Below are 23,945 nucleotides of genomic sequence, written 5' to 3' on the forward strand. Positions count from 1 at the left end.
ATGATCCCTCCCTTCGTTTTTATTATAGACAATAAATTTGATGAAAATATGGAGATTTGTCTATTCTCTAACATGTCTCATGCATCTTACAAATGTACTTCAAATTTTTTGAAGAAAATATGAAGACGAATCGTCAATCTTTTAATAGCCGTTTTTTCTCCTCATATTCTTCCGCATCAATTTCTCCACGGGCAAGTCGCTCTTTGAGAATATTCAATGCATGATTTGATTTATTTTCAAATGGTTTCATGATTAACAAGATCATCCCATATATTGCAAATCCAATAATGATAATCCAAAATAACATATTTAACATCATACCCATGCTCATCATCATGGTTTCCTCCTATTCATTAGTGGTTGTTTGGCTATTCATCCCTTTTCCCTGTTTTGCTATTTGGATCCATTTTTCGCCAAAATTATCCGTTAAATAAATGTCTTTTTCAAACGTCGTGAAGACGATTTGCTTTTCATTGTTTGGATTTACCGCAATGTATCCAATAGCATCACCCTCACTTAAAGTTGGAATAGGGATGTTTTTTTTCTCTCCGGATTCCAGATTAATTTCCATCAAAGAAGGCTTATCAGTAATAACTCCAGCAAGAAGTTTCCCCTCTTTTGTGAAGGAAACGGATGTGACTGGAGTACCTTCTACAATGTTATCAAAAGAATTGCCATAGTCCTTAGATAAATAAACCCCTCGATTTGTACTTATCACAACAATATTTTCTTTCTCTGGATGAACAGCAATAGCTGCTGGTTGCCCTTCTAGTCCTTTCATATCGCTTTTTGTCCAAGTTTTTGTTTCGTCTAATGAGTAGTACAGTCCAGCGTCATCCATTCTTGAATTCGGTTCTGGGTTTAAAACATAAATTGCGTGAGAATAATATCCAACTCCCATTCCGTGGAAGTCAACCTCTCCATATAAATCAAGCGTTTGTAAGGTTTTCCCCATATCTGTACTTTTTACTACACCGAATGGATTTTTCATAGAAGAACCCGGAGCAGGATGTCCGCTGCTATAAAAACCATTATGAACCATGGAAAATCCCATATAATCATGTTTTTCCCCCTCTGGGATTTCCCACTTGCCGTTTTTATAGACCTTCAATCCATCATGCGCCGGTACATAAATTTCAGTCCCATCATTCGTAAAACCTAACCCGTGAATATGCATAAAATCAATGTCCTCTTCTTCTCCTGTCCCATTTGTTAATGCAAATACTCCAGAAACAGCTAAGGCTAGTAAAGCTAAAACTGATACCCATCGGCTTAATTTTAACCATCTTTGCAGCTTGTCCCGTTTTAAGCGTCCTTCTTGTTTTTTCACATTAACAGTTTTTAATTGATTTCTGATTAGGAAAAATAAAATGATTCCTAACCCCAACAAAATCGACGACACAATAAAGCTATAATTTAACAAAGTAGCGGTCAACATCTCCCGTTGGTGTTCTTCTTCAGTACCATGCGCGAATACACCAACCGGAATCATAAATAATGCTGAGATCAAAAAAGTAAAAAGTTTTAACTTCAATCCTATTCTCCCCTTTTCTTATAAAGTAAAAGATAGAAAATTCCCGCAAGAAGAATGGGAACTCCCATCCATAGACAAATTTGAACAAACGTTTTCATATATACCCTTAATTCCGGCCGGAACATGAACGAACCGGACATCGTCAAACATAACAATCCAGCCATGATCAACAAAACAGGCACAATGATTTCAAATTTTTTCATTGGGCATCCCCCTTATAAATCGGGAATGTAAGTTCAAAGCTTGTCCCTCTTCCCACTTCACTACTTACATGTATAGTCCCATTTTGCAGTTTCACAAGTTGTTTGACGATTGCCAGTCCAAGCCCGGTACCCCCGAATTCTCTTGATCTTGATTTTTCCACACGATAAAATCGTTCAAATAAAAATGGAAGATCTTCTTTCGGTATCCCTATCCCCGTATCTTCAATCAAAATCTTTACTTTGTCTTGATCATAAGACAATTCTATTTTTATAAACCCTTTTTCTGTATAACGAATGGCGTTTTCGATTAAATTAATGACAATTTGCTCCATTCTTAAACCATCCGCATAAATACTCGGCAATTGATAAATTTTATGAAAATATAACTGTAACCCTTTCTCCTTTGCTTTCACTTTTGTTTTTAATACGGCATTTTCAATCACTTCAATCAGATCAATTTCCTCCAAATGTAATGGTAACTTTCCTTCCTCCATCTTTGCCAGTTCAAACAAGTCATTGACTAGCTTGGACATTCTATTGGCTTCTTGCTCGATAATTTGTATATACATTTCTTTTTCATCCTCTGTTTGATACTGTTGGTTTTTTAATGCTCTCGCATACCCTTCTAAATACGTAAGAGGAGTCCGCAATTCATGGGAAATGTTTGCAAAAAATTCCCGCTGGTTTGACCGGTACCTGTATAATTCAACGGCTAAATCATTAATCGCCTTGGCTAGGGAGCCAATTTCGTCTTTTGTTTCAACCAAAACTTTTGTATTTAAATCACCTTCAGCCATTTTGCGGGTTGCTCTTTCCATTTCTAAAAGTGGATTGGCTAACTTGCGTGATACAATAAAGGTAAAGCCAAGGGCTAAAAGAATGGCACCAATGCCAGCCCAAACAATTAAATTCCTTATTAGATGAATTGATTGATGTATCTCATCGATGGAAGCCAATACAAAAATTCCGCCGATAAAGCGATTTTGTGCAAAAATAGGTCTTCCAACGCTTAGAAAACGTTTATCTAAGATTTCATCGTAATATTCCTTTTCAATGACGGAATTTCTCCTTAAAAGAGAAATGTCATTTGCATCGATTCTTTCTCCTTTCGATAAGCTTGGGATCCCAGAGTTTGCAACAACGATACCTTGTTCGTCTACGATTACAATTTCCTGATCTATCATATCGGCAAGTAATTCAAACATACGGAGGATATTTTTATCCTCTAACGATGTGATGGAATTCGCATAACGATTGGATAAATCGTAAATTTGATCTTTCATTTTACTGTAATAAAAGCCAGAAAATATTTCATTGATAATAAAACCAAGTGGAAGCAAAATGGTTAACACAATGACTAGAATACTTGCCCCTAATTTTACAACGATACTATTCCATTTCATTGGTCTTCTTCAGGAGCTTGGAATTTATAGCCCATGCCCCAAACCGTTTTAATCGGATTAAAGGAAAGCCCGTTTTTTCTAAACTTTTCCCTTATATTTTTCACATGGGTATCAACTGTACGAATATCTAAAACGTCATGAACTCCCATACCCGATCTAGTAACATATCCCTTGTAAATATCGTTTTTGGGTTTAACACTAATAGCAAGAGAATATCAAATTCTTTTGGTGTCAATTCTAATGGACAATCCTTTACAAAAACTTGTCTTTCATTTTGATCGATTTTTAAATCTGCAATCTTAATGATTCCTTCCGTTTGAATAGGATTGGAAGAAGCAGCTGAACGTCTTATTAGTGCTTTAACCCTTGCCACTAATTCTTCGGGTTCAAAAGGCTTTACAAGATAATCATCGGCTCCAACATCAAATCCTTGTACTTTATCTTTTACATCACCACGTGCCGTAAGCATAAGGATGGGCACTTGACTCATTTCCCTTATCTTTTTGCATACCTCCCATCCATCCATATCGGGCATCATGATGTCTAAAATCACTACGTCGATTCTTCCTTTTGTCAATAAGGTTAATGCTTCTTGTCCACTTGCCGCTTCAGTTAAGTGAAAATATGGAGAAAGATTGATTTTTAGTAAATGCCTCATGTTCCATTCATCATCAACGATTAATACTCTTTCTTTCTTCATCCTTATATCACAATCCCTGTTATAATTTGTTAATAAATGATCCGGTCAATTGTTTGTCCTTTAACCTCTCATTTTTTCAGTTAAAGAAAACACATTCAATCATCGTCCCATATACGATTTCTTGAACCACTTTCATGATAACTCCACCTGCTTGTTGATCCACAAGCGGTGAAAGTGTTTTAAACAATTGTGGTGCGTCGTAATAGACGGTATAAAACGGTTCATTCGCAAAAATAATTAAGGCACAAGCTGTAGTCAGTAACATTCCTGATGTAAAATATAGTAAATTTTTTGGATATTTGATAAACAATCTAATTCCTTAGTGACCGGAATTAAAGGGATCCACATGAACAATGCGGAGATGGTTAATATAATATGGGTTAAGTTATGCAAGATATTATGTGAAACGATTGTATTAAATATGAATGGGACTTGATAAAACGAAAACAACACATTAAATAAAAGTAACGGGATCAACGGATATTTTAAAAAATTGATCCATTTGTATCTTAATCCTAAATGAAGAATTGATACCATCATTCGATTTGGCAAACCTAACAGCAGTAAAGGTGGTAAAACTATATAAATTAACAATTGTTCCAACATATGAGCGCAAAAAATGATCTCCTAAGTAATGTAAAAGGCTATCCCCAACAAAAACGCAAATAAAACTGGTGTTCCTTCGAAACGATGAGCCGTATCATAAAAGGCTGACTCAAAATATTAATAATTTGATTAAAGAAGTCGTACACCTTCTATCACTATTTTTCGTTGATTTTTACAATGATTAATCTTATTAAAAAATTTTGAAGAAAATATGGAGATAGATGCTGATATTATATTCTTTTGTGTGTATACATTTCTTTGCTACCGATTGTATCCTCAACAAACGCTTTATGAACTTGTTGAAAATCTTAAAATATAGAAATAGTTAGACAAAAAACGAAAGTACAAACAACATAAATCTTTATTCAAGGATTCTTCACAACTCTTCTCTTCGATTTCGCAACATTCGAACACGTACTTTCGACTACCATCTTGATTCCACAAAGAAAAAATCTACATTCCATAGGAAATTTCGAATTTTAAAGCCCGGTGGAGAAGTTCATATAGCAGATTTGGTATAAGCAATTAAGTTGCCCTTCCCACACTATAAAAAAGACCCCCTCCAATTCTACTTGGAGGGGATCATATCAGGGAGTATAAATCCATGTATGTTACTTCACATCGTAACCTTGCTCTTCAATCGCTTCTTTGAGTTTTTCTACACTTACCTTTGTTTCATCATAATCTACATCCACAGTGCCTTCTTGTAAATGTACTTCTACATTTCTTACCCCGTCTAACTTTTTAAGAGCGTTTGTCACCGCCATTTTGCAGTGTCCGCAAGTCATTCCTTCTACTTGTAATGTAATCGCCATTTTTTATTCCTCCTTCATTTATTTTCATTTTTTATATTTTCACGCGTTTCAAACGAAGCGCGTTGGTCACAACTGATACAGAACTGAATGCCATTGCCGCTCCGGCAATCCAAGGCTCCAATAATCCAGCAGCGGCTACAGGAATGCCAATGGTATTATAGAACAAAGCCCAGAACAGGTTTTGTCGAATGTTTTTCATTGTTTTACGGCTTAACTCAATCGCTCTCGGGATATGAGCTAAATCTCCGCCGACCAAGGTAACATCGGCCGTTTCGATGGCGACATCCGCTCCTGTGCCGATGGCCATGCCAATATCCGCTTTCGCAAGAGCTGGAGCGTCATTAATTCCATCACCGACCATCGCCACTCGTTTTCCTTGTTTTTGCAGTTCTTCAACGATATTCGCTTTTTCTTCAGGAAGTACTTCTGCATAGACGCGATCCACATCCACTTGCTTTGCAATGGCTTCCGCTGTACGTTTGTTGTCTCCCGTTACCATGTACACTTCGATACCCATTTGTTTTAATGTTTGAATCGCTTCTTTGGAGCTTTCTTTTACCGTATCCGCGACAGCGATGATGCCGGCAAGCTGCCCATCAATGGCAACTAGCATGGCAGTTTTTCCTTGTTTTTCAAGTTCTATCATTTTATCTTCATGCATGGCAATCTCTACAGAGCGTTCCTTCATAAGTTTTCGCGTTCCAACAAGGACATTTTTGCCATCAATGACAGCTTCAATTCCATGACCGGTAATGGCGGAGAAATGCTCCAGTGGCTTAACCAAAATCGATCGTTTCTTCCCATATTCCACAATGGCATGAGCCAACGGATGTTCCGAAGCACTCTCGGCAGAAACGGCATAATCGAGCATGTCTTCACGGAACTTAAGTACATCGGTTACTTCTGGTTTTCCTTTTGTCACTGTTCCTGTTTTATCCAGTAATACTGCATTGATTTTATGCGTTCCCTCTAGGTACTCACCTCCTTTAAAGAGGATCCCCTTTTCTGCACCTTTGCCTGTACCGACCATAATGGATGTCGGTGTGGCAAGACCAAGCGCACAAGGACACGCAATGACAAGAACCGCGATGGCCACCTCAAGCGCCTTCGGTAAGTCGCCTGGCGCCACAAAGAAGTACCATGTAATGAATGCAATGACAGCAATTCCTACAACAATTGGTACGAAAATACCTGAAATGACATCAGCCATACGCTGAATAGGCGCTTTAGAGCCTTGTGCCTCTTCTACGATTTTAATGATATTGGCAAGTGCGGTATCTTTCCCAACCTTTTCTGCCCGAATGGTGAGTACACCATTTTTATTAATGGTTGCTCCGATGACAGAATCGCCTTCCTTCTTATCAACCGGAATGGATTCACCGGTAATCATTGATTCATCCACGGAGGATACTCCGGCGATGACCGTTCCGTCTACCGGGATTTTTTCTCCTGGCTTGACGAGAATGGTATCACCAATCACTACTTCCTCGAGCGGAACTTTTATTTCTTCCCCATCGCGGATGACAGTAGCTTCTTTTGCCTGCAGGCTCAACAGTTTAGAGATGGCTTCTGTTGTTCTTCCTTTCGCTACTGATTCAAAGTATTTTCCGACAAGTACAAGCGTAATCAGCACAGCACTCGTTTCAAAATACAATCTTGGCATATATTCGGGATTTCCTAATGTTTTGAAAGCTTCGTACAAGCTGTAAAAGTAAGCTGCCGATGTTCCAAGCGCCACTAGTACATCCATGTTCGCACTCTTGTTTCGTAATGCCCGGTACGCCCCTACATAGAAGGGACCGCCGATGTAGAACTGAACGGGTGTAGCCAAAAGAAGCTGGAACCACGGATTCATCAACATGTGCGGCATCGGTAAGCCTATATCAAACGGCATATGAGCAATCATCGTATAAAGCAAAGGCAGTGATAAGATAATAGAAATGACAAGCTGCCGTTGTTTTTGTTTAAGCAGCTCTTCTCTCCGCCCCACATGATCTTGTTCTTCGTTTCGTATCTGCCCCTTGTACCCAAGCTTTTTGATTTTCTCTAAAATATCTTCTACAGATGCAATGCCTTCATTGTATTCTACAACGGCACTGTTTGTCGCCAAGTTTACAGTAGCGCTCGTAACACCTTCCATACGATTTAACCCTTTTTCAATCCGTGTCGCACATGCCGCGCATGTCATCCCTTCAATATCTAGCGTCACTTTTTCTGTCGCGACACCATACCCCAAATTCTCAATTTTCGTTTGGATATCGGCTACACTTTGTTTCGATGGATCATATTTAATCGTTGCTTTTTCCATGGCTAAATTGACATTGGCTTCTACTCCATCCATCTTGTTCAACGCTTTCTCTATACGATTGGAGCAAGCGGCGCATGTCATGCCGGTCACTCTAAGTGTAACGAGCTTTTGCTCACTCATAAAGCATTCCTCTCCTTTACTTTGAGAATTGCTTAATCACATCCATCAATTCCCGGATGGATTCTTCTCCGCTGCCTTCGCGGATCGCCTTGGAAACGCAATGATTGGCATGGCGTTCCAGCAAATTCAACCCGACTTTGTTTAACGCAGCTTGAATCGCGGAAATTTGCACTAAAATATCAATACAGTACCGATTGTCCTCGACCATCTTTTGTACCCCGCGTACTTGCCCTTCAATACGCTTCAAGCGCTTGACGATGCTTTCGATCTCTTCTTCGGTTCGCGGAACCATTTTGGCATTTATATTGTCATCTTCATATTGATTCATTGCTACCACCTCATTTGTTTATAACAGTTGTCTTCGAATACATTATACCGGTATTGGGTATAAAATGCAAATGATATCTTACTTAATGTATGATTTTCTATGTGTAATTTTTTATTCCTATTTTGAATCAGAGTAACGTACATCTATTCAATTATTTTCTGTTTAAATCTGTATCGATACAAAAGGAACTCGTTCTTTAAAGTAACGGGTTCTGTACAAAATAACAGTCAAATTATCAACATAAATTACAATTATTTTTTATTGAATAATTTTTGATTAAATTTATATAAATTCAATAGGTTTTAACGCTAATAGAAAGGCTATCGGTGGTTTTCCGTTCCGATAGCCTAAAACATGACGTTTAACTTTATAACCTAGTCACCAAATCTTTTTATGCGGATAAACGAGATGCCTACGAAGAATAGAAAATAGGTCCTCTCTTCGAGTACATGAATTCTTTTATCTCCTTTACATTTGCATTACCTTTCTACTTCGCTTCATCTCCATCTTTTTATATGCTAACACCGAAGTAAACAAGAATACACATGTAATCAACGAACCTAGCGGCAACATGGCTACGATATGATCAGGAAAGACAAACGGGAGCAGTGGAAAGGCGTACACAGCCGGGACACGGATGCCAACAATACGTAACAGAATAAGCATTAAAATCATATCTAACAGGGTGACCAATATCCACGAATCAATAGCAAAGTACAACAGCGTTCCGACAGTCGCAGATATGGTCAATACAAGCCCTTGTTTAAAAGCCATTTTTCCGTTGTACATCGGCTTCTGAAGTGACTCATACACAACAACGAGAATCGGCGGGATCACTGCCAGTGGGTAGCCAGCGAGCCAGCATAAACCCATCCACACGAAAATCAGCACTAAGAATACCAGCATGTACTTGTACTGTATCTTCACTTTCTTTTCAAGTCCTTTATTCAATCCAAATTTGAGAACTCCAAGCATCAATATAAAGGTAAAAATAAAAACGGATATAATAAATGACCATTCATTTGCATTTGTCACCACTGGCAGTAAGCCCGTTGCAATGGACGGTCCCAAATTTGATTGAATGATACGTAAAAAGAGCATTAAAAGTATAAGGGTAAGGCTTACTTTTCCTAAATAAGAAATGTGTAGTTGATTCACTGCGAAACCGATCACTGCCGTGATGGACGGCGCAAGAAAAATTTTCGATGGTTGCCTGATCCATCCTGCTTCTCGGTACACCCACATGGCAATCGCCATTGCCGCAACTTCCGGCAAAATAATTTCGTGATCTTTCAACATCACCGAAGCCGTAATCATCGCGATAATGAATGTAATGCTAATGATATATGAAATCATCGTTACTTTCTTTGAAACAGTTGAATCCATGTTTATATACTCCTTTTGTTCATATGATTTCCATCATACTGTTTCGATTCTAATAGAAATCGACAATGATGCTAATGAAAATGTTTTAATTTGGAGTGTTTATCAAGTAAACGTCTCTCCAATCAGTTGGAGAGCTTCTGTTCCCATAAAAAATTCCCTTCCAATTTTCCATCTTCCCTCCTTGTCCTTGATTGGGGAATTTGATGGTACATTCTATTCTAACCAAGGAATCGGTTCGTATCTCTTTTTCTGCTTCATTGTAAATTTGCTCAAGTACAGTTAGAATAATCAAAAAGCCTATATGTTTATGAAAAGGAGCTTTAACCAGCATAACAAGATAGTTTTTTGACATCTTTATCAAATGTTAAGGCAACCAATTTCAATCATTCTTCCATCGTTAAATATGGTCAAGGCATTCTTGCAAATCTTCCACCGTTAGACCAAATTTTACAGCTAATGTGGCTGCATAAATCACATCACCAGCATTTTCGGCAACAATATGAACACCTAGCACTTTTTTGAATGTTTTTGCATCAGCAACAAGTTTAAATACACCTGTCGTTTCGCGATTCACAAGCGCTCTTGGAACTGCATCAAGTGGTAAAACAGAAGTTCTCACCTCGTATCCTCTTTCTTTAGCTTGCTCCTCAGTTAATCCTACCGTAGCAATCGATGGACTAGTAAATATAACAGCCGGAACAGTATCAAGATTTACTTTTCTCTCCAAGCCACCGATTGCATTATCGGCAGCAATTCCACCTTGGTATGCAGCAACATAAACAAATTGCGGTCCCATTGTTACATCTCCGGCAGCATAAATTCTAGGATTGGAGGTTCGTAAATAGTCATCAACTTTAACTTCACCGCGAGAACCCACTTCTACGTTTGCAGCTTGAAGATTTAGTGCTTCCGTATTTGACTTGCGCCCCGTAGCTACAAGTAGCTGCTCAGCTTCAATGATTTTCTTTTCACCATGAACAGTAACATGAATTTGTTTCATATCTCCATTCTGTTCTACACGCTCAAATGTAGCACCGGTAATAACATGAATGCCTTGTTCTGTTAATGCTTTTTCTACAGCTTCTGAAATTTCAGGATCATATTCTTTAAGAATTCTTTGGCTACGCTGCATTAACGTTACTTCCACTCCTAAATGGTGAAAGAGCTGACCTAACTCCAATCCGATGTATCCTGAACCAATAACAGCAAGACTTTTTGGCAGTTCTTTAAGCTCTAACAAAGAAGTGCTTGTTAAGTAGTCAACATCTTTTAATCCCGGAATATTAGGAATCAATGGGGAAGCTCCTGTTGCGATTAAAAAGCGTTTAGCTGTTATTTTATTCCCGTTTACTTCTATTGTTTTTTCATTGACAAATTTTGCTTCTCCCTGTATTAGTTCAAACCCATATTCATCAATTAAATCAACATACTTTTGCTGACGTAATTCTCTCACCAGTTCATCTTTTTGTTCCATTAGTTTTTTCAAATCTACCGAACCAGCTGAAGTATTTAAACCAAGGAATGGATTGTTTTTTGCTAAATGATTGATTTCTCCAGAACGTAGCAGTGTTTTTGATGGAACACATCCAATGTTTACACAAGTCCCACCGATGGTACCACGCTCAATCATCGCCACTTTTGCCCCATATTCCACTGCTTTAATAGCAGCAGAAAAAGCTCCTCCCCCAGAACCAATGACAATAAAGTCATAATCATAATCACCTTCATCATCACCAACAACGGAGCTTTTTTGTTGATGAATAACTTCAGCTTCACCTGCCTTATAATTAACCTTATTCACAGCTTCTTTGGCTTTCTCGATACCTATATGTTCTGGCAATTCGAAAACAGCTTCTCCACGGCGAAAATTTACATCTACATTTTTAGCTCCTATGCTGTTTAGAGCTGTTTCAACGTGCCTTTCACACCCAGTACATGTCATACCTTCCACTTGTAAACGATATTTACGAATTGACAAATGAAACACCTCCTATTGTTTAACACCATATCCTAATTCTAAGACGGTATTTTTTTAAGTTTTTACATCTGTTTTTGAAGCATCAAACACAACTTTAGCTGTTCCTTGGGAACCTTCTGTAATGGTTACTTCCACTGTTTTTACACCTTCTACACGTTCAAGAGCACTTTTGACAACACAGGACAACTTGAACAATCCATTTCAGTAATGGTAAAGGTAGCACTTTTAGTATTATTTCCATTCGCTGTAGTTTCTACATTATTTTCGTTACTACAAGTCGTAATAATGTAACAAGTGTTCCGATCACTATAAATGTCTTATTTTTCATTGATATCTCATTTCTTTAATCATCAATCAGAGATTCAATAATTGGACATTCATGTAGTTGCTCTTCATTCGGACAGCTTTCTTTTAATTTATTCAGATGGTGTTGCAAAACTAGAGTAAAAACTCGAAGTTATGCATAAGGATGCAACATAACACATGCAGTACATATCGATGAAATCCATACCATCTTGGCTGTTCCAACCCGTCACTCTTTAACTCATTAAATACTCGTTCAATCTCACGACGAAGTCCAAACAGCCATTGGCCAAATCTCGTTTTCAAAAAGACAGGAAGAACCCGGCCATAGGCATCTTTTCGTTCCTCGCTATTGCGGCGGTTGATAGGGGAAATGAATAGGATTCCTGACTGCTCTGCTGTTTGACGAACCTTTTCACTGTCATACGCGGCATCGCCCAATACAAATTCGATATCCCACTGCTTTAAAGAAACAAGCAATTCTGGTGCTACTGCCGCATCATTTCGATTCGCTGTGGTCAACACATGAGATAAAATGATTCCCTCGGCGGTGGTGCAGAGATGGAGTTTATATCCTTTAAACCAGTGATATCGGGTGGACACTCCCCACTTCGCCTGTGAATCGTAAAGACTGCTTCGAAGGGCTGTGCTGTCGATCAGCACGATTTGCGGATAACGTACTTCTAGATCTTTGAGCAGCTGTGCATGAAAAACAGGAAATCCTTGTTCCCGGAACCACTTCGCCGCACGGGAAAACGTAGAAAGGTGAGGGACTTCACCAAGCCCACAGGCCCGTTGAAAACAGCGAAAACGCTGCAGGATGCGCACTAATTTTCGCAAGGAATCAATGGAAAAATAGGTTTTCAAAAAGAAACATTTCAACAACGATTTTTTCGACACCGGCGGTCTTCCTGTCACATACGGTGTTTCCGGCAATGATAGCGAGTCGATATACCGAAATAATGCTTCTAAAATTGGGTCAATTTCATAAGTCCATGCATGTTCGCTGTTCCAATTGGAAATCATAATAGTGTCCACCCCTTGGAGAGTTGTTTTTTTGGTCACTGTATATGATTTCCAAGGTGGTGGATTTTTTATGTGCATTTATGCATTCGTTATGCGTTTTGCAACACGTTCAAAATAAAAAACAAAACACTGGTCAATTAGTGGTTTTAGTGTTATGTCAAGAAAACGGACACGTTAAACAGAAAGAAATAGCTGAACCTACACAGCTACTTTTCTCTGTTTAGAGCGTAATAAGCAGCTTCAAATTCACATGGTGATACATAGCCAAGAACTGAATGATTTCTTTTACAGTTGTAGAAGCATTCAATGTACTCAATAATTGCTTGTTTCGCTTCTTTCTGCGTACGGAATCGATTCAGATAAATGCACTCTTTCTTGATTAGGCTATGAAAAGCCTCCATACAAGCGTTGTCGTAACAGTTCCCACGTCTCGACATGCTCACTTGAAAATGATGTTTCTGTAAGAGCTATTGATAGTCATTCGGAGCATATTGACTCCCACGATTCGAATGATGAATCACTCGTTCCGTTGGTTTTTCGCTGTTTAGAGCCCGTTGTAATGCTTTAATGACTAACTCTTTCGTCATTCGTGTATCGATATACCACCCTACCATTTCACAAGTATATAAATCCATGATACTCGCTAAATACAACCAGCCTTCATCAGTAGGAATATACGTAATATCCGCCATCCATCCTTCATTCCGGAGCCGTTGCTTGAAAGAAATGAATAGTTTAATTTAATCTTTATACCTAGCTGTCAAATTTTTTCTAGTTCGTCTGTATAATATAAGAACTGTACTTGCAATCACCAAAGTAATAGATAAAACTTGAGCCATTCTTAAATTATCCGTTAGCATTAAACTATCTGTTCTCATTCCTTCAATAAAGAATCTACCAATCGAATACCATATAACATAAGTCAAGAATACTTCTCCACGTTTTAAGTTTAAACGTTGTAATATCAATAAAATCAGAAACCCTATCAAGTCCCATAGAGACTCATACAAAAATGTTGGATGATAATAACTTCCTTCAATGTACATTTGATTAATGATAAAATCAGGAAGCTGAAGGCTTTCTAAAAACTCTCTTGAAACGGGTCCTCCATGTGCTTCCTGATTCATAAAGTTTCCCCAACGTCCAATTGCTTGCCCCAGTATAATGCTTGGTGCTGCGATATCTGCCAATTTCCAAAAACTCAAATTCTTTTTCTTTGCAAAAACGACAGTTGTGACAATAGCACCTATTAAAGCCCCGTGAATGGCGATTCCGCCTTTCCATATAGCTATAATCTCATTGGGGTGTTGCGAATAATACGACCAATTAAAGATGACATAATAAATTCTGGCACATATCAAAGCTATAGGGACAGCCCATAATACAAGGTCGGTAAATACCTCTTTTTGTAATCCCCTTTTTACTGCTTCATTAGTAGCAATATACAATCCTAACAAGAGCCCTGTACCAATAATAATTCCGTACCAATGAATACTTAAAGGACCTAATTCCAGTGCAATTGGATTTAGAGGTTTAATGGTTTCCATTTACTTACTAAAGTCTCCTTTCCATTCTTTTTCTCTGAATTTTCTAACATATAAGCTAATATAGCTAATCTTGATTTCGTAATTTCTGCTGGTATGCCTCTCGCTCTAAGACGATTTACGATTTGAAAAACTTGCTTTTCCTTGTTCATTCTATTCTAACCCCATTGACAAAGTTATTTACTAATATATTGAGTTTAGCGGCTAAATGATTGATTTAATTCCTGTACTTCTTCTGTTAGACTTTTGACTCTTACAGTTTTCATACAATCCTCCTGAATCAATAGTTCTTAATAATTCGATGAATGTATTTTAATAAATAAATTTGCAGAAGTTATGTAGAAGAAGTAACAAAATAATAAAAATGACTCATTTTACTTAATCGGTTTACCTCAAGTGTCAAGAAAACGTTCAGTGTATATCAATATATGAACTAGTTGAATACGTACAAGCAGCGTTGTACGAGAAAATAATTAAAGTACAATTAGATATAACAAAAAACGTCAGTTTATTAAGTCGGCTCATCTTGTCAACAAAGTCGACAAGCTGTTTTATTATGAAGGCAGGCCGAAGGAGAAATGGAGGGAAAGAACGATGCTTCTGCCACACCATGAACTTTCATTATCTTTTTCGGTCTAGTAATTTTAGGTGTATTTTCACCTTCCTTTATGATGAAGGATAAGCGGTTCTTCTTTCGCAACAAGCCCTCCGGTTATTTTGGTTCTATTTTAATTGGAATAGGATTTGCCGCAGGCTGGACTCCTTGTACCGGCCCAATTCTTGTATCAGTTATAGCGTTGGCAGCTACCAAACCAAGTGCAGCAATTTTATACATGTTCGCCTATGTATTAGGTTTTGCCGTTCCTTTTTTCATTATGTCATTTTTTATCGGCAAGCTAAATTGGATAAAAAGGTATAATTCTGTCATCGTAAAAGTCGGAGGATTTCTTATGATTGTCACGGGGATTCTGCTGTTTTTTGATTTGATGACAAAAATCGTTACCTTTTTTACAGGTTTGTTTGGTGGATTCACAGGTTTTTAGGCGTTTATCATCCGAAAATAGGAATACCCAATTATTACAGTTCTGATACAAAAATAATTTATTAGAAACACAGAACAACAACTACAGATAATAGCTCCTTTTATTCCCTAAGTAAACTTGGATACTCGAAAGTATGATTTCCTCATTTATTACTTAGATTAGCCGACTGTTAGGGGGATTTTTTTATGAAAAAATTCAAACTCTTTTATAATAGTTTTAAAGCTCCATTGCACATCTAAATCCGGCTGGACTGCCCTCACTTTTCTTACTTCTATTAATTTTTCCCATAACAAAAACACCCCTCCTGAGTTAACAGTAAGGAATATTCCTTTTACTGTATACTCAGAAGGGACAATATCATTAACCTGATATAATCAGGTGTAGAAAAAGATTTTTAGTTTTTATTTAATACTAGAGATGAAGTTGTCCATAGTTTCATAAGACATAGGACCTACATGTTTCTCTCTGATAATTCCATTTTTATCAATGATATACGAAGTGGGAATTGTTATTATACCGTATAGATTTCCAATCTTTCCTTGCTTATCAAGCAGAATGTTAAACGTCATGCCTTTATCCCTCACAAAATCCTTCACTGTATCAGGACTGCTTTCGCTATTCGTTAAATTGACTGCCAAAATCTCTACATTGTTATTTTTATTGTTTTCATAGAACTTTTGCATTTCGGGAATTTCAGCTCTACAAGGAGGACACCAAGTAGCCCAAAAATTCAATATAACCGTCTTTCCACGCAAATCAGACAACTTCACTTTATTTCCTGTAATTGAAAGTAATTCAAAATCTGGAGCAAATTGTCCTTTATTAGTCCCGATTTTGCCAGAATCTAATGAGGTAGACATAACTGTTTTAGGGGATTCTATTCTCCCTGTTTCATGTTGATTGGTAAGCATAGGGGTTATGGCAAGACTTAAAAATATACCGCCTAAAATTATATTATTTGTTGTATTTCTCCATCCCTTTTCCTCGTCCTTAGTGGCCTCTTCTCTTCCTTGCCTCTCTGACCAGTATAAAATACATAAAAAGATAATAATTAAAGAGACATATAACAATACTTCTTTTGATATTATCTCAGCGTATACAAAATTGTTTTTATATAGGGCTATTTCAAATTGAATTAAATGAAACCATATGAGAAGTTGTAACAAAGTTTTTTGGGTGTTGATTCGTGAGGCTGCTATAAAAAAACAAACAGCTACTATTGCTTGCAAAATGATGAGATGATTCTGAGGATCTTCCATTACGCGGATCCATACAAACGTACTAAAATACCCCAAATACGCAGGAACGGCCGCACGTGTGTAAGAAACCAAAGAAATATTCTGTTTTTTGATAGATAACCAAGTAGAGATCGTGATGAAAATAATCCCTATACCAATTCCAACATATCCCCCGTTAAAATAAATTATAGTCATAGGATTTTGTAAAACTGAATTAGGGTGTAAAACGACATAGCTAAATTTCCAAATTAGTACTCCATTAATAAAACTATTAAAAATTAAATCCATGATGTTTCGTTCTATTTTTAATATCCTAATACCATAATAAAACATCACATAGCTAATTAATAAGCCGCTTATTAGTAAAAGATTTTCACCTTGAACTATAATACTACCAAATTGCAATACGCATCTCTCCCCAATTTCATGTGATTTATTTATTATAAATAAAAAATATGAATTTTTTATGGAGAAACATATTAAAATTTCTTAGCTAGTTGTTCTAAAGACTGAAGCTTGTCAACTTTGTCATCAAAGTGAAAGTGTCGAATCCTCGACATTTTTTTTTATATTATTTAGGAGTATTCGATACCTTCGTAGCATCCCAATAATATTGACTTAAAACTTCTCCCAATGCATCTGCCGTTCTATATAACTCATCCATCGTATTTTCAATGCCCCCTATTTCGATAATGACAGAATTAGGAGATAAATCTTGGTTATAAACTCCATTTCCTGAATGGCTATCCTTTTCAATAATTCCTCTTGACAATCCCGGATAAGATTTTTCTATTTCAGTGTTAATCTTTTGTGCAAAAGCTAAATTTTCCTCATAATTTTTATTTTCCTTACCTACAATAAAAAATAATCTAGCGTACGTTTTTCCGTTTATAGTTACTGTTGTTATTTTTCTTGGCTATGAATCACGATGGATATCCAAAAAGTAGCTAAGATCCCTATTAGACCTTTTCGCAGATGCAACAATTTCTCTGGAGATTTCGTAAGAGCTAGAATAATCTAAATTTCTTTTCTTTAACATGGCTACAATGTCCGTTGTATCTACTTCTACTCCTTGATGTTAGTCTAGATTATAGACACAACGAATAGAGAAATGTATAGTAAATCTATCAATCATAGGGAGTGTCTATAATGGCTAGACGTTTTGATAAAGAATTCAAAATACATGCAGTAAAATTAGTGGTCGAGCAAGGAAAGGCGGTCGCTCAAACCGCAAGACAACTCGATATTTCGCCAAAAACTCTTCATAAATGGGTCGCAGATTATAAAAAAGATGCCGAACATAGTTTTGTCGGAAGCGGAAACCTTAAACCAGAAGATCAAGAAAAGCGCGAACTACAAAAACGCATCCGTGACCTTGAAGAGGAAAACGCGATCTTAAAAAAGGCCATGAGCATCTTCGCCAAAAACCAGAAGTAATCTATGAATTCATTCATACGCATAGAAAGGAGTTTCGTGTGGCGAAGATGTGCGAAGTCCTAGGTGTTTCAAGAAGTGGATACTATGCATGGACCAAACGGCCGGAAAGCCAACAAAAGAAAAGACAAGAAGCGTTGAAAAAGCAAATCAAAAAGATTCATATCGAGTCAAGAGAAACGTATGGCAGTCCAAAAATCACAAAAATCCTTCAGAAGCAAGGGGTTGAGGTATCTCAAAAAACGGTCGCCAGAATCATGAAAGATGGGGACATTCGTTCAAAAACAAAGAAAAAATATAAGGCAACCACGAACTCAAAGCATCATTTGCCTGTGTATCCCAACTTATTGAATCAGCAGTTTGAAGCAGATGAGCCGAATCAAGTATGGGTGGCGGATATCACTTATATTTGGACGAAAGAAGGCTGGTTGTATTTAGCATCCATCATGGATTTGTTTTCTCGTAAAATTGTAGGTTGGTATCTTTCCGAGCGTATGACAAAGGAGTTAGTGATCAAAGCATTCAACCGGGCCATCCATCAGCGAAATCCTCAACCTGGTCTGATTCACCATTCGGACCAAGGGAGCCAGTATGCATCGAATGAATACCAAGCCATGTTGAGGCAATACGGAATCCAGACGAGCATGAGTCGAAAGGGAAACTGTTATGACAACGCATGTGCCGAATCGTTTCACAGCATCCTTAAAAAGGAACTCATTTTCCACGAAACCTTTACGACAAGGGAAGAAGCGAAACAACGGATTTTTGAATACATGGAGTGTTTTTATAATGCCGAGCGAATTCATTCCGCTAATGAGTACATGTCCCCGATGGAGTATGAGAAGATGCATCAGCAAGGCAAAAAGCAGCAACGCTTCTCTCCACAAGTCACGATATAAGGGGCATATCTTTCCTCTTGAGAAGGGGAAGGGTTTACCAAACCGTTCTCCTTCTCAAGAGGCCACTAAACGAAGTGCGGTAGTAGGGTTTTAAAATTTTTCTCGATTTTACGTGTCTATTTTCTTGACATAATACCACCTATCCCCCTATTTCTAAGAGCTTCTCCTAATCGTTTACCTACCATTGTGATATTAATTTTTGAGTGATGGTATGTTTTTTCGTTACCCGTACCCTTTAGATAGGGCAAAAAAGATTCACGGCTATGTGAATGATAAATAAACATTACATTCCGGTTTCCAGTGTCATTTTTCAATGGTGGTGGTTTTACCATATTTTCTGTTTGATTTATTTCTTCTTCTAATTTCTTCAGATTTTGTTCACTAATTTCTCTCTCTTTTAATAAAACCTCAATCGGAGGTGATGATTCGATTGGTAAATTTGTATAGTCTGTTCCTTCTCCTGCCACAATTATTTTCGAATCGAAACTTGAAAACCCCGGTAAGACATTCCTAAAAAATGAGCGAGGATCACTCAAGCTTAAATTAATGGTATTTTCAAACAGCAGTTTTGAAAAATTAGGCTTTTTTATGTCACCTTTGATTCCCTGATTAAAATAATGATTTTCCATCTCCAATATGTACATAAATGAGACGGACTCCACTTTTCATGAAAGGTCCCTTAAATACTCAGAAACTAAAAACTTCTTAAAAAATAGCAATAATCATATTTAAAATAAACACACTGACTATTAACGTAATTAGAAAACTGTAAAAGAATGCAGTTGTATTTTTCGGCGAAGACTGTCTTCTCATTCTTACTCTCCCTTCTAAATTCTATTATTAATATCTATGAATGAAATCTAGTAAATAGAATAAAGAACTAAGATTTTTAAAAATGATGACCCATGAAAAAATTTATTTAGGAGATAACCTTCTTTTGTCTCCATAGTTCGTTCAATATCGCTTTTACAGAAGTGTTTATAACAGGAGAAAAAACTAACGAAGGAGACATGAAATATAAGAGATTATTATGTTCAGAAAAGCTAAAAAAACAAAAGAAGTTGTTGACAATACTCTTATCAACAACTTCCTTCATCTATATAAAATTGAAATAGGGGGAGACAATTGTAAATCACATTTCTGATGCTTGATACAATAAAAGAGGCTAGATTTTACTATAGCTTTTTGGATAGTTGTTCAAATTCGTCTAAAGTGATCTCTCCTTTGGCTAATCGCACTTTTAATATTTCCATCGGAGATAACTCTTCTTTGCGGTCATTGATAAAACGATGTAAGAGATAAAAACCAATGGCGATTAATACAACCCAGAATAACATCATCCCAATCATCATGGCCAAATCTCCAAACATCACCGTTCACTTTCCTCCCTCTAGAAATGTTGATTTATCAAGGCTTTTCGGCCCCTCAGGGGTGTCCAAAAAATATTTTTCGACAAAATCCCTTACATCCTTTTTCAGTTTTGTGGATATCTTACAGACCTAGGGTGCGCTTCGCGTCCACGGCTGGGGATATTTTCCTTCCGTGGGGAGAAGCGTATTCGATGCACCCTTTGGATCTCCGCGTCGCTGATGAGGACGAACCCTCCCATGTCTCCGGGCGTCTTCGCGCCAACATTCCCTCGTTCGGTCTCGTCATCAGGCGGAGGCCGGCCAAGCTCCTTTGGGGACTCAAGGTCGAATGGATAAAATCACGCCAGCTTCTCCGGTGTCATCCTGTTGTCCAACGATTCTTCCGTTCGCAGGGGGAGGCCTTAGGCCGCCCGTTGCACCTGGGACAAGACGTCCTGTTTCATTCGCTCCGCGTCAAACGCTTGTTTCTTCGTACAAATCGCAAACAGCACATTCAACAGCTTCCGGCACAAGGCGACGATGGACTGCTTTCCGGTCAGCGGATTGACGGATCGGGTCGTATAATACTCATGCAGCTCGCGAAACGCCTCGTTATGCCGAATCAGCGGAATCATCGCCCGAAACAGCACCGATCGCAGCCGTTTCCGTCCCCGTTTGGAGATGTGCTTTTGCCCTTTGCGCTGGCCGGAGGAATTCTCCTTGAGCGTCAGGCCCGCCAACTTCACCAATTGACGTGGGTCCCGATAATGGGCGAAGCTGCCGATCTCCGCCAGAAGATCGATGATCGTGGCGTCTCCCAACCCGTCGACCGTTTTCAGCCATTGATACTCCATCGTCGTTTGAACCAACGCCTTCAACTCGGCGTCCAACGCGGCGACCTCAGCCTCCAATTGGCGGTATCGGCGGACGAGCGCGGCGATCTCAAACCGGGCCATCGTCGTCCCTTCCGTCACCCCAATCGAGTCCTTCGCGGCGTCGATCAACGCCTGAATTTTGGCCTTCTGCGGGCATTTCAGCCCTTCGCTTTGCCGGTACACCTCAAGAAGCTCCTCCACCGCCCGGCCGGCCATATCGGCTGGAAGCGGCGTCCACTCCAGCACCGAAAGCGCCGTTTTCCCCAGGTCGCGAAACACCGTCCAAAACTCCGGAAAATATCGGTCGGTCCAGCGGACGATCGCGTTTTTCACCGCCGTCTGTTCCTTGCGGAGCTTCTCTTTGAGCGTGCTCCCGACGCGCAAATCGGCTTCGATCTCGTGCAACAGCCGGGGGACGAGGAATCGTCCGTCTTTCGCCAGTCTGGCGATGACTAGGGCGTCTTTGGCGTCATGTTTCGTCGGCAGGTTGTCATCGAGTTCTTTCGACCGGCACACATGCGCCGGGTTGACCATGACCAACGGGATCCCGTGCTCCTCGAGGAAGTAGGCCAGGTTCAACCAGTAGTGCCCGGTCGGCTCCACGGCGACGATCACCTGCGGCTTTCCGAACGCTTGCATCGCCTCCTGAATCGCTTCATACAGCTGGCGAAAGCCCTCTTTCGACTGGAAGATCGGGAACGATTTGCGAAGCACACGCCCCCGGTCATCCACGAAGCAGGCGTAGTGGGTTCGTTTCGCGATATCGATGCCCACGACAAGCGTTTGTTCGGTGACTTGATCAATTTTATAGTTTTGTGTACAATTCATCTGAAGTCCTCCTTGGTATGGTGAGTGATGTGTTTGACACCCCTGCATCATACCAAGAGGGCTTTTTTTGATCAAGTCCCCGGAAAAGCTCCTAACGGGAATGCTCCTTTTCCTAATTTTAAAACCAATAAGTGATGGTGTCTAATATGCCAAGTAAGATCATCACGATTCCAGCTGCTTTCTGAACGAACCTTCCTGCTTGCTTTCCTTTTTTCATTAGAGTGCCGCTAAATCCTAAGTACCAAAGGATGAGGATGAATAAAATAACAGGTACAGAGGTTCCGATGGCAAAGATACTCGGTAATAACACTCCATAAGACGTTGAGTATACCAGAGGCATTAGAGTAACAAAAAATAGCACAAACATGGTTGGACAAAAAGCTAATGAAAAGCCGAAACCCATTAAAAAGGAGCCTATTTTTCCTTTCTTTAAAAATCTCTCAGGGATTTTGAACAAGGTTACGTTCCAATACATTTTAAAAAGCCCTAACAAGTATAAACCTACAAGAATGAGAATGGGACCGATCAGCTTTCTCAACCACGGAAAATATAATGTCAGTGTACTTTGAATCTCTTTCCCCATCAGCCAAACGATGAAACCTAAACCGGAAAAAGCAATGATTTTACCCAAAATAAATAGGAGCAACTCTTTCCACGCAATCCCTTTTTGCAAGGACTGATTACTGTACAACGTGATCGCTCCCAAGTTGCCAGTGAGTTGACATGGAGCCATCGCTCCTACAATGCCAAGAACAAAAGCTGACAAAATGGGAATAGCTGTCGTGCTATTTGCAATATTGAGAAACGGTTGGCTTAGAAGGTTGCTTATTTGGCTCAAGAACGAATACACCCTTCTTCTCACCTTCTTCTCTATCTGATGTCTATATTGTAGCAATGAATTTTGCAGAATTTATGGAGTGGTATATTTTTAAGTAAGCAAAAAGACATGCCCTCGCATGTCTTTTATTAAAAATTTATTTTCCCTTTCGATGCTAGTCTTGTCCAGCTTTCACCGTTATTTTTTGTCATGAAAATATCCCCGTTCATGGTGGCGATCACAATTTCCTTCTCATTTGTCGGATTAGAGGCCATATACATGATATGGTCTTTTTCATCGAGTTTAGGAACAGAAAGAACTTCCTCCTGTTTTGAATCTAACGATTGTTTTATAAGTATAGGCTTATTATTCTCTACAGCAGCAAATAAAATGGATTTTTCTTGGAAGACGAAAGTCGTCGTATTGATCTTTCGAGTAAAGCGTTCAAACGTATTTCCATTATCTTTTGAAACGAAAATTCCTTCAGGCGTACTAATTCCGACCATATTTTCGTCCGTTGGGTGGGCAGCAATCGTTCCTGCAGCAGTTTGCGGCAGGCCGTTTAATTGACTTTGTAACCACGTTTTGCCATCGTCTTTACTGTAGAATAACCCTTGTCCAAGCGTTTTATTTGCTTCTTGGTTCACGACATAAATCGTATGGCTTTTATAGCCAACTGCCATATAATGAAAATCAGATTCTTTATAAAATCCTAGATTCATCAACGTTTGTCCATTATCCAAACTTTTTACAAGACCAAGAGGATTTCCTAAAGATGAACCTTCTTCTGGATGCCCCGATGAATAAAATCCATCGTCTGTGGCAGAAAAGCCCATATAATCATGTTTATACGAAGTCGTTTCATACCACTTATTATTTTGGTAAACAAGTAACCCCTCATGTGTAGCAAAGTAAATCGCATTTTGGTTGCCTGCATAACCGATTCCATGTAAATGTTCGAACTTTCCTTCTTTCTTTTCTTTAAAGAAAGGATTATTTGTAACAGATATGTTGGATTTTGCTTGTTCTTTGCTCGTAATAAAGGCTTGTTTTTTTTCATTGGATGATGAACAAGCGCTTAGAAGAAAAATGGCCGATGTAATCATCATAGCTTTCGTCATTTTTTTCATTGCTGATACTCCTTTTTGTGTATTGAGTAAACATAGTAATTTTATAGCAGAAAAATTTGCAGAATTTATGGAGTTTGT

General features: G+C 38.6%; 23 protein-coding genes and 4 pseudogenes. 2 read left to right on the plus strand and 25 right to left on the minus strand.

What is annotated here, in order from left to right:
* Window positions 1–133: 133 nt before the first annotated feature.
* From NXM86_RS09095 to NXM86_RS09170, 16 genes and pseudogenes are all read right to left on the minus strand, one after another.
* A complete protein-coding gene (locus tag NXM86_RS09095) occupies window positions 134–337 on the minus strand; it encodes an SHOCT domain-containing protein (RefSeq protein WP_063389607.1) in 204 nt (67 codons plus the stop codon).
* 9 nt (window positions 338–346) lie between these two features.
* A complete protein-coding gene (locus NXM86_RS09100) occupies window positions 347–1,534 on the minus strand; it encodes a F510_1955 family glycosylhydrolase (RefSeq protein ID WP_498958966.1) in 1,188 nt (395 codons plus the stop codon).
* Between the two features lie 2 nt (window positions 1,535–1,536).
* The gene (locus NXM86_RS09105) at window positions 1,537–1,737 is read right to left on the minus strand and encodes a hypothetical protein (protein ID WP_042411639.1); all 201 of its coding nucleotides are present in this window, start codon (window positions 1,735–1,737) and stop codon (window positions 1,537–1,539) included.
* Window positions 1,734–3,089, minus strand: a complete 1,356-nt coding sequence (locus NXM86_RS09110) for a sensor histidine kinase (protein ID WP_169712560.1) — start codon at window positions 3,087–3,089, stop codon at window positions 1,734–1,736. The genes NXM86_RS09105 and NXM86_RS09110 overlap by 4 nt, the downstream gene beginning before the upstream one ends.
* Before the next feature lie 47 nt (window positions 3,090–3,136).
* A complete protein-coding gene (locus NXM86_RS09115) occupies window positions 3,137–3,289 on the minus strand; it encodes a winged helix-turn-helix domain-containing protein (protein ID WP_498958967.1) in 153 nt (50 codons plus the stop codon).
* The gene (locus NXM86_RS09120) at window positions 3,268–3,840 is read right to left on the minus strand and encodes a response regulator transcription factor (RefSeq protein WP_498958968.1); all 573 of its coding nucleotides are present in this window, start codon (window positions 3,838–3,840) and stop codon (window positions 3,268–3,270) included. Before NXM86_RS09120 ends, NXM86_RS09115 begins: the two co-directional genes overlap by 22 nt.
* Window positions 3,841–3,916: 76 nt before the next feature.
* Window positions 3,917–4,446, minus strand: a pseudogene (locus NXM86_RS09125) (cytochrome c oxidase assembly protein).
* Window positions 4,447–5,057: 611 nt separating this feature from the next.
* Entirely contained in the window at window positions 5,058–5,261 is a 204-nt protein-coding gene (gene copZ / locus NXM86_RS09130) for a copper chaperone CopZ (protein WP_042411645.1), read from the minus strand.
* Window positions 5,262–5,292: 31 nt separating this feature from the next.
* A complete protein-coding gene (locus NXM86_RS09135) occupies window positions 5,293–7,689 on the minus strand; it encodes a heavy metal translocating P-type ATPase (RefSeq protein WP_430758714.1) in 2,397 nt (798 codons plus the stop codon).
* A gap of 16 nt (window positions 7,690–7,705) precedes the next feature.
* Window positions 7,706–8,017 (minus strand): metal-sensing transcriptional repressor, encoded by a 312-nt coding sequence (locus tag NXM86_RS09140; RefSeq protein ID WP_042411649.1) that lies wholly within the window; start codon window positions 8,015–8,017, stop codon window positions 7,706–7,708.
* Window positions 8,018–8,485: 468 nt separating this feature from the next.
* Complete coding sequence (locus NXM86_RS09145; RefSeq protein WP_063389316.1) at window positions 8,486–9,403, minus strand: hypothetical protein; 918 nt, start codon at window positions 9,401–9,403, stop codon at window positions 8,486–8,488.
* A 320-nt stretch (window positions 9,404–9,723) separates the two neighbouring features.
* A pseudogene (gene merA, locus NXM86_RS09150) lies at window positions 9,724–11,375 on the minus strand (mercury(II) reductase).
* A 444-nt stretch (window positions 11,376–11,819) separates the two neighbouring features.
* Window positions 11,820–12,710: an ISNCY family transposase gene (locus NXM86_RS09155; protein WP_011886641.1), complete on the minus strand. Its 891-nt coding sequence runs from the start codon at window positions 12,708–12,710 to the stop codon at window positions 11,820–11,822.
* A 206-nt stretch (window positions 12,711–12,916) separates the two neighbouring features.
* Window positions 12,917–13,414: pseudogene (locus tag NXM86_RS09160) on the minus strand (IS3 family transposase); the annotation flags it as partial.
* A gap of 36 nt (window positions 13,415–13,450) precedes the next feature.
* A complete protein-coding gene (gene lgt / locus NXM86_RS09165) occupies window positions 13,451–14,257 on the minus strand; it encodes a prolipoprotein diacylglyceryl transferase (RefSeq protein ID WP_498958971.1) in 807 nt (268 codons plus the stop codon).
* Window positions 14,236–14,406, minus strand: a complete 171-nt coding sequence (locus tag NXM86_RS09170; protein ID WP_369492354.1) for an Lmo0850 family protein — start codon at window positions 14,404–14,406, stop codon at window positions 14,236–14,238. Before NXM86_RS09170 ends, lgt begins: the two co-directional genes overlap by 22 nt.
* A 465-nt stretch (window positions 14,407–14,871) precedes the next feature.
* On the opposite strand from NXM86_RS09170, the pseudogene NXM86_RS09175 reads away from it, so the two are divergent.
* A pseudogene (locus NXM86_RS09175) lies at window positions 14,872–15,297 on the plus strand (urease accessory protein UreH domain-containing protein); the annotation flags it as partial.
* Window positions 15,298–15,455: 158 nt separating this feature from the next.
* Here NXM86_RS09175 and NXM86_RS09180 read toward each other — a convergent pair.
* From NXM86_RS09180 to NXM86_RS09195, 4 genes are all read right to left on the minus strand, one after another.
* The gene (locus NXM86_RS09180) at window positions 15,456–15,590 is read right to left on the minus strand and encodes a hypothetical protein (protein WP_255212297.1); all 135 of its coding nucleotides are present in this window, start codon (window positions 15,588–15,590) and stop codon (window positions 15,456–15,458) included.
* 108 nt (window positions 15,591–15,698) lie between these two features.
* Window positions 15,699–16,940: a peroxiredoxin family protein gene (locus NXM86_RS09185; protein WP_081804214.1), complete on the minus strand. Its 1,242-nt coding sequence runs from the start codon at window positions 16,938–16,940 to the stop codon at window positions 15,699–15,701.
* A 166-nt stretch (window positions 16,941–17,106) separates the two neighbouring features.
* Window positions 17,107–17,442, minus strand: coding sequence for a stage II sporulation protein P (gene spoIIP, locus NXM86_RS09190; RefSeq protein ID WP_081804213.1), 336 nt, complete (start codon window positions 17,440–17,442; stop codon window positions 17,107–17,109).
* 9 nt (window positions 17,443–17,451) lie between these two features.
* Window positions 17,452–17,574 (minus strand): stage II sporulation protein P, encoded by a 123-nt coding sequence (locus NXM86_RS09195; protein ID WP_081804212.1) that lies wholly within the window; start codon window positions 17,572–17,574, stop codon window positions 17,452–17,454.
* Between the two features lie 110 nt (window positions 17,575–17,684).
* Between NXM86_RS09195 and NXM86_RS09200 the strand changes: the two genes are divergently transcribed.
* Window positions 17,685–18,868, plus strand: a protein-coding gene (locus NXM86_RS09200; protein WP_211278811.1) for an IS3 family transposase whose coding sequence is annotated in 2 segments (ribosomal slippage) — window positions 17,685–17,940 and window positions 17,940–18,868 — 1,185 coding nt in all. Because the reading frame shifts where the segments join, the coding sequence is not laid out codon by codon here.
* Window positions 18,869–18,984: 116 nt separating this feature from the next.
* Here NXM86_RS09200 and NXM86_RS09205 read toward each other — a convergent pair.
* The 5 genes from NXM86_RS09205 to NXM86_RS09225 form a co-directional block, all read right to left on the minus strand.
* A complete protein-coding gene (locus NXM86_RS09205) occupies window positions 18,985–19,512 on the minus strand; it encodes a stage II sporulation protein P (protein WP_089097641.1) in 528 nt (175 codons plus the stop codon).
* Window positions 19,513–20,043: 531 nt separating this feature from the next.
* Window positions 20,044–20,238: an SHOCT domain-containing protein gene (locus NXM86_RS09210; protein ID WP_141103885.1), complete on the minus strand. Its 195-nt coding sequence runs from the start codon at window positions 20,236–20,238 to the stop codon at window positions 20,044–20,046.
* Between the two features lie 401 nt (window positions 20,239–20,639).
* Entirely contained in the window at window positions 20,640–21,920 is a 1,281-nt protein-coding gene (locus NXM86_RS09215; protein WP_015864227.1) for an IS110 family RNA-guided transposase, read from the minus strand.
* A gap of 118 nt (window positions 21,921–22,038) precedes the next feature.
* On the minus strand, window positions 22,039–22,770 hold the full coding sequence (locus tag NXM86_RS09220) for an urease accessory protein UreH domain-containing protein (RefSeq protein ID WP_042411700.1): 732 nt from the start codon (window positions 22,768–22,770) through the stop codon (window positions 22,039–22,041).
* Window positions 22,771–22,886: 116 nt separating this feature from the next.
* Window positions 22,887–23,867 carry a F510_1955 family glycosylhydrolase gene (locus NXM86_RS09225; RefSeq protein WP_498959021.1) on the minus strand — a complete coding sequence of 327 codons (981 nt, stop codon included), beginning with the start codon at window positions 23,865–23,867 and terminating at the stop codon, window positions 22,887–22,889.
* Window positions 23,868–23,945 lie beyond the last annotated feature (78 nt).

This window comes from Geobacillus sp. CX412 (genome assembly GCF_027942335.1).
GTDB lineage: Bacteria > Bacillota > Bacilli > Bacillales > Anoxybacillaceae > Parageobacillus_B > Parageobacillus_B toebii.

Excerpts from the sequence above, each read along its gene's own strand:
- NXM86_RS09095 (WP_063389607.1), bottom strand. The coding sequence starts at position 337 with ATGATGATGAGCATGGGTATGATGTTAAATATGTTATTTTGGATTATC.
- NXM86_RS09105 (WP_042411639.1), bottom strand. The coding sequence starts at position 1,737 with ATGAAAAAATTTGAAATCATTGTGCCTGTTTTGTTGATCATGGCTGGA.
- NXM86_RS09115 (WP_498958967.1), bottom strand. The coding sequence starts at position 3,289 with ATGGGAGTTCATGACGTTTTAGATATTCGTACAGTTGATACCCATGTG.
- NXM86_RS09120 (WP_498958968.1), bottom strand. The coding sequence starts at position 3,840 with ATGAAGAAAGAAAGAGTATTAATCGTTGATGATGAATGGAACATGAGG.
- copZ (WP_042411645.1), bottom strand. The coding sequence starts at position 5,261 with ATGGCGATTACATTACAAGTAGAAGGAATGACTTGCGGACACTGCAAA.
- NXM86_RS09135 (WP_430758714.1), bottom strand. The coding sequence starts at position 7,689 with ATGAGTGAGCAAAAGCTCGTTACACTTAGAGTGACCGGCATGACATGC.
- NXM86_RS09140 (WP_042411649.1), bottom strand. The coding sequence starts at position 8,017 with ATGAATCAATATGAAGATGACAATATAAATGCCAAAATGGTTCCGCGA.
- NXM86_RS09145 (WP_063389316.1), bottom strand. The coding sequence starts at position 9,403 with ATGGATTCAACTGTTTCAAAGAAAGTAACGATGATTTCATATATCATT.
- NXM86_RS09155 (WP_011886641.1), bottom strand. The coding sequence starts at position 12,710 with ATGATTTCCAATTGGAACAGCGAACATGCATGGACTTATGAAATTGAC.
- lgt (WP_498958971.1), bottom strand. The coding sequence starts at position 14,257 with ATGGAAACCATTAAACCTCTAAATCCAATTGCACTGGAATTAGGTCCT.
- NXM86_RS09170 (WP_369492354.1), bottom strand. The coding sequence starts at position 14,406 with ATGAACAAGGAAAAGCAAGTTTTTCAAATCGTAAATCGTCTTAGAGCG.
- NXM86_RS09195 (WP_081804212.1), bottom strand. The coding sequence starts at position 17,574 with ATGTTAAAGAAAAGAAATTTAGATTATTCTAGCTCTTACGAAATCTCC.
- NXM86_RS09205 (WP_089097641.1), bottom strand. The coding sequence starts at position 19,512 with ATGTACATATTGGAGATGGAAAATCATTATTTTAATCAGGGAATCAAA.
- NXM86_RS09210 (WP_141103885.1), bottom strand. The coding sequence starts at position 20,238 with ATGTTTGGAGATTTGGCCATGATGATTGGGATGATGTTATTCTGGGTT.
- NXM86_RS09215 (WP_015864227.1), bottom strand. The coding sequence starts at position 21,920 with ATGAATTGTACACAAAACTATAAAATTGATCAAGTCACCGAACAAACG.
- NXM86_RS09225 (WP_498959021.1), bottom strand. The coding sequence starts at position 23,867 with ATGAAAAAAATGACGAAAGCTATGATGATTACATCGGCCATTTTTCTT.